Origin of the sequence: Streptomyces sp. NPDC059443 (assembly GCF_042750105.1) — a bacterium.
Lineage (GTDB): Bacteria > Actinomycetota > Actinomycetes > Streptomycetales > Streptomycetaceae > Streptomyces.
This window is the reverse complement of record NZ_JBHYVM010000016.1, coordinates 7,590-19,248: the sequence shown is the minus strand read 5'-3', so window position 1 is coordinate 19,248 and position 11,659 is coordinate 7,590. Positions and strand designations below refer to the sequence as shown.

The following is an 11,659-nucleotide window of genomic DNA, read 5'->3' as shown; positions in this document are numbered from 1 at the left end:
CGGCGGGGGGGGGCCTTGCTCTCCCGCGGGGCGCGCGACGCCCCCGGAGGGCTGCACCCCCGGACCCCCCGCGGCGGGGGGCCCGCCGGCCCCGGCCGGGCGGTACCCGCGACGCGGATCCGGGTCACCAGGTCGCGCGGACCTGACGGATGATCCGGCGGCGCAGTCGCACGCGGCGACTGCCGTCCCGGAGCAGGGTCAGCCGGTCGAGCTCCCAATGCCCGTACTCGGCGTGTTCGGTCAACAGGCGGGTCGTTTCCTGGCGTGGAACCCCGCGAGGCACGTACAAGTCGACAAATTCGTATTCCGGCATCGCATCTATTGTGCCGGGAGAGGCCTGCTACGGATAGCGTCTGCACTATGTCTGATGCCGCTCTGCCCACTGTTGCCGAGGTACGCGCCGCCGCCGAGGCGGTCAAGGCCGCGCTCGACCGTCACCTCGCCGCGGTCGAGAGCAGGATCGGGGACGATGATCCCGACGTCTACTCCGCGTTCAACGAACTCGCCGCCGCCGCCGAGGAGTACGACGAACTCCTCTACGACCGCTACGACGAGGTCACCCCGTTCGAGATCCCCACTCCCGAGGACGGGCTCCCGTACACCGGGCCCGCCGCGCCCGCCGCCTTCAGCGTGCTCATCCGCCGCGACTACGCCGTCGTCGAACCGGCTCGCCTGATCGCCCAGGCCGAGCGGGTCGTCGCGCACGACCGCGATGCCGAACTCGACCAGGACGGCGGCACCGCCGACGCGATCGGCGTGCTCTTCGGCGAGTACGAGCCGGACGAGATCGCCTCCCGTGCCAAGGACTTCGGTCTGGAGGAGGGCGACTCCACGCTCTGGATCGCCGCCTCGGAGGAGATCACGGAACCGGGGGAGTGGCTGAGCACGCCCTTCACGCACATCGATCCGCAGGACGTGATGCACCGCTTCGACGTCAGCTCGGTCTTCGACGAGGAGCTGGACGACGAAGACGACGAAGACGCTGACGCCGCCGATGCCGACGCCGAAGACGCCGACGAGCCCGACGACGAGGCGGCGCGGCCGGGCCTCACCCCCGCCTGACCGGGCCCCGCACACGGGAAACACCGCGGCCCCCGTCCCACCCGGGACGGGGGCCGCGGCGCGTCTCCTACTCGGGCAGGGCCTCCGCCGCCGCGGCGAGCGCCCGGAGCAGGGCCGTCAGCCGGGTCGTACGGGGCTTCGGGGGCACCTCCGCGACCGCGCGCGGCAGCGCCTGGTCCACCCCGTGCACCACCGACAGGTGACGCCCGGCGCGCCCGAACGCCGTGTACACCCAGTCCCGGGACAGGGCCTGCGCCGCGTCCCCGGGCAGTACGACGACCACGGCCGGCCAGCGCGAACCCACGGCCTGGTGCGCCGTCACGGCCCAGCCGTGCCGCACCTGGGACTCCACCCGCTCCTTCGGTACGAGGATCCGCGCGCCCGCGGCGCCCTCCAGATGCAGCCCTTGTGCGTCGGCCGACACCACCCGGGCCGGCAGCGCCCGCCCGGCGGAGGGCACGTGGACCACCCGGTCGCCCGGATCGAAGCCGCCGAACCGGCCGGGACCGGGGTTCAGCCGCTCCTTGAGGGCGGCGTTGAGCGCCCGGGTACCCGCCGAGCCGCCGTGGCCCGGGGTGATGACCTGGACCGCGTCCGCCGGGATCCCGAAGGCGCGGGGCACCGACTCGGAGACCAGCTGCACGGTGCGGTGCACGGCCTCACCGGCATCGCGCACCGGAACGATGACGACCTCCTTGCCGGGGGCGTCCACCTGGTTCAGCTCCCCGATCCCGACCCCGGAGACCAGCTCGCCGATCGGGCCGGGGTCCGGGACCCGGGAAACGAGCTGGGGGAAGGCGCGGGCCGCGAGCACATCGGCGAAGACCCGGCCGGGGCCGGCGCTGCCGAGCACCCCGGGATCGCCGGACAGCACCAGGCGGGCGCCGTCGGGCAGGGACTCCACCAGCGCCGCCGCCGTCTCCACGTCCAGCTGCGGGGCGTCGAGGACGATGAGGAGGTCCAGCGCGAACTGCCCGTCCGCGTCCCGGCCGGGGCCCTCGGCGCCGGCCAACAGACCGGCCACGGTGACGGTTCCCTCTCCGCCCCCGGCGTTCGGGGCGTGCGTGGCCAGGCAGGCCCGCAGACCCGCCTCCCGGGCGGCCGCGAGCAGGGCGAAGGGCTCGGCGCGGGCGGCCTCGCCGCCGGTGTGGGTGACCAGGCCGTGCGCGGCGACGGCGCGGATCAGCTCGGCGCCGGGGCCGTTGCGGTTGCCGCCGGCGGCCTCGTCCCAGTCGGCGGGGTCCGTGAAGGTGTTGGCGAGCCGGGCCAGGCCCTCGGCGAGGCTCTCCTCGGCCATGGCGGCGCCTTCCAGGCCCACGAGGATGCGTACCGGCTGCTCCTCGTCCTCGGCGACGGGCGGGCCGACCGGCTCCTCGAAGGTGAGGACGGCTCCGTCCCCGACGGCCGCCTCCAGGGCTTCGGCGGGGTCCGGCACGCCGTACTGGGCGAGGGCGGACTCCAGGGTGGTGGCGTCGAGCACCGTGTGCCCCTTGGCGGCGGCCTGGCCGAGCAGCCAGCCCACCAGCGCGGCGGCCCGCCGCTCGTCCCCGGGGCCGGTGTCGTCGGCGCCGAGGAGGGCGCGGGCGAACCCGTCGGCCTGGGTCGGGCGGACCCCGGCGACGGCGAGGAGCCGCCAGGGGGACTCGGCCAGCTGCCCGGCGGCATCGGCGCCGAGCGCGGTGGCCACCTGCGGGGCCAGGGACTCGGGGGCGCCGCCGCGAGCGAGGAGGGCGCGGAGCGCCTGGACTGCGTCGGCGTTGGCGTCGGCGTCGGGGGAGGGCTCCCGCGGCTGCGTGGGCGCGGGGGCGGGGGCACGCTCCGGCGCGGGTGCCTCCGGAGGCGCTGCCTGCGCCTGTGGCTGCGCCTGAGCCGGGCGGCGGGGCGGGGCGGGAGGACGGCCGCCACCCTCCACGGCCCGTACGGCGGCCAGCAGTTCGGCGGCCGTCCCGCTGAGCTTCGCCCCGGCCTCGATGGGAGCCTCGCGCTCGGCCTTGCGGCGGGCGATGCGCTCCCGCTCGATCTTCTGCGCGGCCAGTTCCGCCGCCGCTTCGCTCAGCGCGGGCTTGGCCTCGGCGTCGGCCTCAGCGGCCTGCGCGGAGTCGGCGCCGGTTTCCCCGTCGCCGGACCCTGCGGGGCTGTCCCCCGCCCCGCCCCTTCCCGAAACCGGAGGCTCTGCCCCCGGCCCCCCGTCCCCGCTCCCGGCTGCGCCGGAGCCGTCCCCGTCGGCGGGCGCCCCGGATTCGCCGGACGGACCGGCATCCGCCGGGTCACCGCTCCCGGCTGCGCCGGAGTCCGGGTCCAGGGCGGCCGCCCCGGCGGGCTCGGCTGCGTCGGGGTCCGGACCGGCGGGGTCCGACTCCCCGTCACCGCTCCCGGCTTCGACGGAAGGAGCTGACTCCGGGTCACTGCCCCCGGCTTCGCCGGCCCCAGCGGCGGGGGCCTCCGTGGCGGGAGCGTCCCCGGCTTCGCCGGACCCGGCGGCCGGAGCGTCCTCGGCTTCGCCGGTGCCGGTGCCGCCGGGTTCCGGGGTCTCGGTCGGTGGCGACGTCGTGTCGGCCTCGGGCTCCGGGGCTTCGGCGGAGTCCGGGGCCCCCGCAGCTTCCGCGGTGGCGGTGTCGGCGGCGGTCTCGCTCACAAGGTGCTCCAGTCCTGATCGGGATAGCGGTGGACAGGCGCCGAGACGTCGTCCAGAGCTCGGCGGATCTCCTCCGGAAGACTAAGCGTCTCCACCGACAGGGCCGCCCCGAGCTGCGCCGACGTCCGCGCGCCGACGATCGGCGCGGCCACGCCCGGGCGGTCCCGGACCCACGCCAGGGCCACCTGGAGCGGGGTCACCGCCAGCCCGTGGGCCGCCGTGGCCACCGCGTCCACGATCCGGCTCGCCGCGTCGTCCAGGTACGGGTCCACGAAGGCCGCCAGGGTTTCCGAGGCGCCACGGGAGTCGGACGGGGTACCGGCCCGGTACTTGCCCGTCAGGACGCCCCGGCCCAGCGGGGACGAGGGGAGGAGGGATACGCCCAGGTCAAGGGCGGCCGGCACGACCTCGCGTTCCACGCCCCGCTGGAGCAGGGAGTACTCCATCTGGGTCGACGCCAGCCGGGTCCGCACCCCCTGCGCCGCGAGCTGCCAGGTCGCCGCCTTCGCCAGCTGCCAGCCGCTGAAGTTCGACACCCCCGCGTACCGCGCCCGGCCGCTGCTGACCGCCAGGTCCAGCGCCTGGAGGGTCTCCTCCAGCGGGGTCCCGGGGTCGAAGGCGTGGACCTGCCAGAGGTCGACGTAGTCCGTGTTCAGACGGGCCAGGGACTCGTCCAGCGCGGCCAGCAGATGGCCGCGGGAACAGTCGAAGGGGCGGTCCCGGTCCGCGACCCCGCCCGCCTTCGTGGCGATCACCAGATCCCGCCGCGGCACGACGGAACCGGTCAGCTGCCCGAGGAGGTATTCCGCCTCCCCGCCCCCGTACACGTCGGCCGTGTCGACGAGGGTGCCGCCCGCGTTCCAGAACGTCTTCAACTGCGCGGCCGCTTCCGCCTCGTCCGGTCCGTCCGCCGACCGGCCCCAGGTCAGTGTGCCGAGACCGAGCCGGGAGACGCGCAGTCCGGTGCGGCCGAGATGCCTCTGCTCCATGGACGCTGAGACTACTGGGGCACTGACGCGGGGCACCCGGGCGCGCTAGAGTCCCCGCAGACCTACGTTACTGATGAGTACCTGAGTACCCACCCGGTTAAGTCATTAAGGGGACTGCGCATGCGGCTCGGCATCAATCTCGGTTACTGGGGCGCCGGCATGGACGCCGACAACCTCGCCGTCGCACAGGAGGCCGACCGCCTCGGCTACGACGTCTGCTGGGCCGCCGAGGCCTACGGCTCCGACGCCCCGACCGTGCTGGCCTGGGTCGCCGCCCAGACCGAACGGATCGACGTCGGCTCCGCGATCCTGCAGATCCCGGCCCGCCAGCCCGCGATGACCGCGATGACGGCCGCCACCCTCGACTCCCTCACCAAGGGCCGTTTCCGGCTCGGCCTCGGAGTCTCCGGACCGCAGGTCTCCGAGGGCTGGTACGGAGTGAAGTTCGACAAGCCGCTCGCCCGGACCCGCGAGTACGTGGAGATCGTCCGCAAGGCGATGAGCCGCGAGCGGCTGTCCTACGAGGGCGAGCACTGGACCCTGCCGCTGCCCGGCGGCCCGGGCAAGCCCCTCAAGCTCACCGTGCACCCCGAGCGCGAGCACATCCCGCTCTACATCGCCGCCATCGGGCCCAAGAACCTGGAGCAGACCGGCGAGATCGCCGACGGCGCGCTGCTGATCTTCCCGGCCGCCGAGCACCTGGAGGCCACCGCGCTCACGCACATCCGCGCGGGCCGCGAGAAGGCCGGACTGACGATGGACGGCTTCGACGTCTGCCCGACCGTGCCGCTGGCCCTCGGCGAGGACGTGGCCGCCCTCGCGGACATGTTCCGCCCGTACACCGCCCTGTACGTGGGCGGCATGGGCAGCCGCAAGCAGAACTTCTACAACCAGCTCGCCCAGCGCATGGGTTACGAGAAGGAGGCCGCCGAGATCCAGGACAAGTACCTGGCGGGCGACAAGCAGGGCGCGGCCGCCGCGGTCCCGCACTCGCTGATCGACTCCACCACCCTGCTGGGCCCCGTCGAGCGCATCGCGGACGGGATGCGGGCCTACGCGGAGGCCGGGGTCAACACCCTGACGCTCGCCCCGGCCGGCTTCACCCTGGACGAGCGGATCGCCGCCCTGCGGGCCGGCACCGAGGCCATGGAGATCGCGGGCCTCGCCTGACGGACCGGGACCGCGTGCTCTGCGGCCGTGGTGGGGGCTCGGGGGGTCTTCCCCGCCACGGCCGACACAGCCAACAACGCGTCCGGTGCCCACATGGTTACGCGTCCCGGGCCACCGGTCGCGCTCGTTCATTCGGCCGAGCCGTGCGGCGCACCCGGTTGCCCGGTCCGCCGATCGGCTTTTGACTCGATGCATGCTCTCTGCGCGCAGCCTGTTCCAGGAGATCGTCGACCACGACGACTCCTTCCAGCTGTTCTGCTCCATCGCCGCAGGCGGTGAGGCCCAGGGGGGCTGGGAGAACGCCCGGATCGCCGCACTGGTCCCCGACTCCATGCGCGATCTCGCGCCCAAGATCACCCGGCACGGGGCCGACGAGGACAAGCACGGCCGGATCTTCGACGCGCTGATGCGCAAGCGCGGCCTGGCGCCCGTACCCGTCCCGCCCGAGACCGACTACACGATGCTGCTGGAGCGCCGCGGCATCGGCCTGGCGCACGAGCTCCTGCGCGGGCAGCGGGCCCTGCGCGAGGAGGACGTCGTCGTCTACCTCGCCCACAGCCGGGTGACCGAACAGCGCGCCTCCGAGCAGATGCTCATGCTGGTCCGCCACTTCGGGGACCACCCCGACCTCGGCAAGGCCGTCCGCATGATCAGCGCCGACGAGGACAACCACCTCGCCTACTGCCACGAGGAACTCCTGCGCCTCGCCCGCGCCGGCCACGCCCGGACCATCCACCGGGTGCTGCGCGAGAGCGCGCTCGCCGAGATCGCCGTCTACCGCGACGTGAGCCTCGCCGTCATGGGCCACATGGGCCGCCTGCTGCGCTGGCCCGCCGCGAAATCGGCCGCGCTCGCCGCCGGGATCCGCGGGGCGTACGGATACGAGCGGTTCGGCGGCTGGCACCGGATGGTCGCCCTGAGCCCGCCGGAGCGCATGAACGCGCTGGGCGGCGTACCGACGACGGCGCCCGAGTTCGCCTGACGGCCGTCCGAGTGGGAGCCGTCCGCGTCAGAGCCAGCCGCGGCGCTTGAACATGCGGTGCAGCCCCACGCACATGACCGCCATGACCACGAGCACCACCGGATAGCCCCAGCCCTGCTTGAGCTCCGGCATGTTCTCGAAGTTCATGCCGTAGATCCCCGCCACCATGGTCGGGACCGCCGCCATGGCCGCCCAGGCCGAGATCTTGCGCATGTCGTCGTTCTGCCGGACCCCCATCTGCGCCAGATGCGCGGCCAGGGCGTCCGAGAGCAGCCGGTCCAGGCCCTCGATGTACTCGTTCGCCTTCGTCAGGTGGTCGGCGACATCGCGGAAGAACGGCTGGGCGTGCTCGTGCACGAAGGGCACGTTCCCGAAGGCCAGCCGGTCCATCGGCTGGAGCAGCGGGCTCGTGGCCCGGCGGAACTCCAGGACCTGCCGCTTGAAGCCGTAGATCCGGGCCGCCGTGTTCTTGGTGTCCGCGGGGTTCGGCGAGAACACCTCCGCCTCCAGCTCCTCCAGATCCGCCTGGAGCTCGGCCGCCACCTCGATGTAGTGGTCCACCACCGCGTCCGAGACCGCGTACAGCACCGCCGTCGGACCGTGCTTGAGCACCTCCGGCTCCTGCTCCAGCCGACGGCGCACGGCGGCCAGCGCGGCCCCCTCGCCGTGCCGGACCGTGACCACGAACGAGTCGCCGATGAACACCATCAGCTCGCCCGTGCTCACCGTGTCGGCGCCGTCGTCGTAGAGCACCGGCTTGAGGACCACGAAGAGCGAATCGTCGTAGACCTCCAGCTTCGGCCGCTGGTGCGCGGTCAGCGCGTCCTCCACGGCCAGCTTGTGCAGCCCGAACTCCTCGCTGACGTGCTCGAATTCCATCTCCGTCGGCTCGTGCATGCCCACCCAGAGAAAAGCGTCGCCGGTGGCCCGCGCCTCGTCCAGGGCATCCGAGAGGTCCTCGGGCGCCTGGGAGCGGCGGCCGTTCCGGTACATCGCGCAGTCCACAATCACCCGGGCATTGTTCCCTGCCCGCACCCCGTCCGCACACCGGCCCGACCGCATAGGCTGGCCCCATGGCCACGCTGATCCTCGTACGACACGGGCGGTCCACCGCCAACACCGCCGGACTGCTCGCCGGATGGACCCCGGGGGTGACCCTGGACGAGCGCGGCGAGGAGCAGGCCGCGGCGCTCCCCGGACGGCTCGCCGGGGTACCGCTCGCCGCCGCCGTCACCAGCCCGCTGGAGCGGTGCGCCCAGACCCTGGCCCCGCTGCTGGCCGCCCGGCCCGGACTCGAACTCCACACCGACGAGCGCATCGGCGAATGCCACTACGGCGACTGGTCGGGCCGCAAACTCTCCGAACTCTCCGAAGAACCCCTGATGCGCATCGTCCAGCAGCACCCGTCGGCCGCCGCCTTCCCCGGCGGCGAGTCCATGCGGGCCATGCAGGCCCGCGCCGTGGACGCCGTACGGGACTGGGACGCGCGCGTCGAGCGGGAGCACGGCGCCGACGCCGTCTTCCTGATGTGCTCGCACGGGGACATCATCAAGTCCCTTGTCGCCGACGCCCTCGGCATGCACCTCGACCTCTTCCAGCGGATCCACGTCGACCCCTGCTCGGTCACCGCGATCCGCTACACGCCGACCCGGCCGTTCCTGCTCCGGCTCGGCGACACCGGCGACTTCGCCGCGTTCACGCCCCGCGAAACCCCGGCCGGGGACGCCGCCGCGTCCCAAGCCGCGTCCCAGGACGCGGCGGAAGCCGGCGGCGAAGCGGTCGTGGGAGGCGGCGCGGGCGCGGTGTGATCGGACGGCGCAGTAGGCTGGACGGGCCAACCCATGGGCCCAGCCCTGCCCCTGCCTCCCCGGACCCCGTCCGGGGACCCCCGGACACTTGGAGACTGGACGTGCCCCGTCAGGTGTTCCTCTACGACCCGCCGGACCGCTTCGTGGCGGGCACGGTCGGGCTGCCTGGCCGCCGTACGTTCTTCCTGCAGGCCTCCGCCGGCCCTCGCGTGACCAGCGTCTCCCTGGAGAAGACCCAGGTCGCGGCGCTCGCCGAGCGGATGGACGAGCTGCTGGACGAGGTCGTACGGCGCACCGGCGGCAATGCCCCGGTCCCGGCCGTGGCCCCTGCCGAAGTCACCGACACCGCGCCCCTGGACGTCCCCGTCGACGAGGAGTTCCGCGTCGGCACGATGGCCCTGGCCTGGGACGGCGAGGAACAGCGCATGATCGTCGAGGCGCAGGCCCTCGTCGAACTCGACGCCGACTCGGAAGAGGACCTCGCCGAGGCGGAGGAGCGCCTCCTCCAGGACGAGGAGAACGGCCCGCCCATGCTGCGCGTGCGCCTCTCCGGCGCCCAGGCCCGGGCCTTCGCCAAGCGGGCCCTGGACGTGGTCAACGCGGGCCGGCCGCCCTGCCCGCTGTGCAGCCTCCCGCTGGACCCGGAAGGGCACGTCTGCCCGCGCCAGAACGGCTACCGGCGCCAGGCGTGAGCACCACGGGGGAACTGGAAGAACTGCTGGCCCACGGCGAGCTCACGGTCGTCGGCCGGATCCGCGAGGCGTCCAACGCCGTCCTGCTGTGCAGCGTCGCGCGCGGGGGCGTGAGCACCGACTGCGTCTACAAGCCGGTCAAGGGCGAGCGCCCGCTGTGGGACTTCCCCGACGGGAACCTCGCCCAGCGCGAGGTCGCCGCCTACCTGGTCTCCGAGGCCACCGGCTGGGGGCTGGTGCCCCCGACCGTGCTGCGCGACGGACCCTACGGCGAGGGCATGGTCCAGCAGTGGATCGAGACGGGGGAGTCCCCGGAAGCCGGACTCCTCGCGCTCGTGGAGGGCGAGGAAGCGGCGGAGGGCTGGCGGCCCGTCGCCTTCGCCGAGGTCGGCGAAGGCCGCACCGCGCTCCTGGTCCACGCCGACGACGAGCGGCTTCGCCGACTCTCCGTCCTCGACGCCGTGATCAACAACGGCGACCGCAAGGGCGGCCACCTGCTGCCCGCCCCCGACGGACGGCTCTACGGCATCGACCACGGCGTGACCTTCCACACCGAGGACAAACTGCGCACCCTGCTCTGGGGGTGGGCGGGGGAGCCGCTGACCGAGGAGGCCCGGTCCGTGCTGGCCTCCCTGGAGGCCCGGCTGGCCCCAGGAGAGCCCCTCGCCACCCGACTGGCGGAACTGGTCACCACCGCCGAGCTGGACGCCGTACGGGCCCGGGTGGCCCTGCTGCTGCGCACCGGAACGCATCCGCAGCCGTCGGGACAGTGGCCGGCGATCCCCTGGCCGCCGGTCTGAGCGCACCGGCCCGCCCGTCCGAGCCCGTCAGGACGCGTCCGAGCCGCCTCCGGGCCCGGCCGCGGCCCGCAGGGCCCGTACGCACAGAACCGGCCATGACGCAAGAGCGCCGATCAAGCCAACAGTGCAGGTCCGGTTCGTTTGAGGAACACCCGTCCGGTTAGGCTCGACGCATGCATGCCTGGCCCGCTTCTGAGGTCCCCGCCCTTCCTGGCAAGGGCCGCGACCTCCAGATCCACGACACAGCGACCCAGGGGACGATCACCCTCGCCCCCGGTCCCGTCGCCCGAATCTACGTCTGCGGGATCACCCCGTACGACGCGACGCACATCGGTCACGCGGCCACCTACAACGCGTTCGACCTCGTGCAGCGCGTGTGGCTCGACACCAAGCGGCAGGTCATCTACGTCCAGAACGTCACGGACGTCGACGACCCCCTGCTGGAGCGGGCCCTGCGCGACAACCAGGACTGGACCGAGCTCGCCGAGCGCGAGACGGCCCTGTTCCGCGAGGACATGACCGCCCTGCGGATGCTGCCCCCGCAGCACTACATCGGCGCGGTCGAGGCCATACCCGGCATCGTGCCCCTGGTCGAACGGCTGCGGGACGCGGGCGCCGCCTACGAGCTCGACGGTGACGTCTACTTCTCGGTCGAGTCCGACGCGAACTTCGGCAAGGTCTCCAACCTGGACGCCGAAGCCATGCGCCTGCTCTCCGCGGAGCGGGGCGGCGACCCCGACCGCGCCGGCAAGAAGAACCCGCTCGACCCGATGCTGTGGATGGCCGCCCGCCCGGGCGAGCCCAGCTGGGACGGCGGCTCCCTGGGCCGAGGCCGCCCCGGCTGGCACATCGAGTGCGTGGCCATCGCCCTGGACCACCTGGGCATGACCTTCGACATCCAGGGCGGCGGCTCCGACCTCGCCTTCCCGCACCACGAGATGGGCGCCTCGCACGCCCAGGTGCTGACGGGCGAGTTCCCCATGGCCAAGGCGTACGTACACGCCGGCATGGTCGCCCTGCACGGCGAGAAGATGTCGAAGTCCAAGGGCAACCTGGTCTTCGTGTCCGCCCTGCGGCGGGCGGGCGTGGACCCGGCGGCGATCCGCCTGGCCCTGCTCTCGCACCACTACCGCGCGGACTGGGAGTGGACCGACGAGGTCCTCGCCCAGGCGGTGGCCCGCCTGGAGCGCTGGCGCGCGGCCGTCTCCCGCCCGGACGGCACCCCCGCCGACGCCCTGGTCGAAGAGGTCCGCGAGGCCCTCGCCAACGACCTGGACGCCCCCGCTGCTCTCGCGGCCGTGGACCGCTGGGTCGAGCGCCAGCTCGCCACGGACGAGGACGACGAGACGGCCCCGGGCCTGGTCTCCCGCACGGTGGACGCGCTGCTCGGCGTGGCGCTGTAACCACTGCCGGAACCGGGGGGGGGGGGGGGGGGGCGGCGGGGGGGGGGGGGGCGGCGGGGGCCCGGCGCCCGCGGGGGGGCCCGGCCGCGCCCGCCCCCGCGGCGCGCGGGCGCCGGGC

General features: G+C 74.0%; 11 protein-coding genes. 7 read left to right on the top strand and 4 right to left on the bottom strand.

The features are described 5' to 3' along the window. Positions 1–124 precede the first annotated feature (124 nt). Complete coding sequence (locus tag ACFXDJ_RS17450) at positions 125–313, bottom strand: DUF5703 family protein (RefSeq protein ID WP_243333977.1); 189 nt, start codon at positions 311–313, stop codon at positions 125–127. A gap of 47 nt (positions 314–360) precedes the next feature. Here ACFXDJ_RS17450 and ACFXDJ_RS17445 point away from each other — a divergent pair, with 47 nt between their 5' ends. Further along, positions 361–1,062, top strand: a complete 702-nt coding sequence (locus ACFXDJ_RS17445) for a hypothetical protein (RefSeq protein ID WP_384660424.1) — start codon at positions 361–363, stop codon at positions 1,060–1,062. Positions 1,063–1,129: 67 nt separating this feature from the next. On the opposite strand, the gene ACFXDJ_RS17440 is transcribed toward ACFXDJ_RS17445, so the two are convergent. Continuing rightward, positions 1,130–3,697 (bottom strand): helix-hairpin-helix domain-containing protein, encoded by a 2,568-nt coding sequence (locus tag ACFXDJ_RS17440; RefSeq protein ID WP_384660427.1) that lies wholly within the window; start codon positions 3,695–3,697, stop codon positions 1,130–1,132. Next, on the bottom strand, positions 3,694–4,686 hold the full coding sequence (locus tag ACFXDJ_RS17435; RefSeq protein ID WP_384660430.1) for an aldo/keto reductase: 993 nt from the start codon (positions 4,684–4,686) through the stop codon (positions 3,694–3,696). The genes ACFXDJ_RS17440 and ACFXDJ_RS17435 overlap by 4 nt, the downstream gene beginning before the upstream one ends. 120 nt (positions 4,687–4,806) lie before the next feature. Here ACFXDJ_RS17435 and ACFXDJ_RS17430 point away from each other — a divergent pair, with 120 nt between their 5' ends. Together ACFXDJ_RS17430 and ACFXDJ_RS17425 are read left to right on the top strand one after the other, a co-directional pair. Then, entirely contained in the window at positions 4,807–5,856 is a 1,050-nt protein-coding gene (locus tag ACFXDJ_RS17430; protein ID WP_384660433.1) for an LLM class F420-dependent oxidoreductase, read from the top strand. Between the two features lie 193 nt (positions 5,857–6,049). After that, positions 6,050–6,838 carry a ferritin-like domain-containing protein gene (locus ACFXDJ_RS17425; protein ID WP_384660435.1) on the top strand — a complete coding sequence of 263 codons (789 nt, stop codon included), beginning with the start codon at positions 6,050–6,052 and terminating at the stop codon, positions 6,836–6,838. Between the two features lie 27 nt (positions 6,839–6,865). On the opposite strand, the gene corA is transcribed toward ACFXDJ_RS17425, so the two are convergent. Further along, the gene (gene corA, locus ACFXDJ_RS17420; RefSeq protein ID WP_384849450.1) at positions 6,866–7,831 is read right to left on the bottom strand and encodes a magnesium/cobalt transporter CorA; all 966 of its coding nucleotides are present in this window, start codon (positions 7,829–7,831) and stop codon (positions 6,866–6,868) included. An 80-nt stretch (positions 7,832–7,911) separates the two neighbouring features. Between corA and ACFXDJ_RS17415 the strand changes: the two genes are divergently transcribed. The 4 genes from ACFXDJ_RS17415 (at position 7,912) to mshC (ending at position 11,541) form a co-directional block, all read left to right on the top strand. Then, positions 7,912–8,646 carry a histidine phosphatase family protein gene (locus ACFXDJ_RS17415; protein WP_384660441.1) on the top strand — a complete coding sequence of 245 codons (735 nt, stop codon included), beginning with the start codon at positions 7,912–7,914 and terminating at the stop codon, positions 8,644–8,646. Positions 8,647–8,747: 101 nt separating this feature from the next. Continuing rightward, a complete protein-coding gene (locus ACFXDJ_RS17410) occupies positions 8,748–9,338 on the top strand; it encodes a DUF3090 domain-containing protein (RefSeq protein ID WP_330295577.1) in 591 nt (196 codons plus the stop codon). Further along, entirely contained in the window at positions 9,302–10,138 is an 837-nt protein-coding gene (locus tag ACFXDJ_RS17405) for an SCO1664 family protein (RefSeq protein ID WP_384849536.1), read from the top strand. Before ACFXDJ_RS17410 ends, ACFXDJ_RS17405 begins: the two co-directional genes overlap by 37 nt. Positions 10,139–10,311: 173 nt before the next feature. Continuing rightward, positions 10,312–11,541, top strand: a complete 1,230-nt coding sequence (mshC, locus tag ACFXDJ_RS17400; protein ID WP_384660444.1) for a cysteine--1-D-myo-inosityl 2-amino-2-deoxy-alpha-D-glucopyranoside ligase — start codon at positions 10,312–10,314, stop codon at positions 11,539–11,541. Positions 11,542–11,659 lie beyond the last annotated feature (118 nt).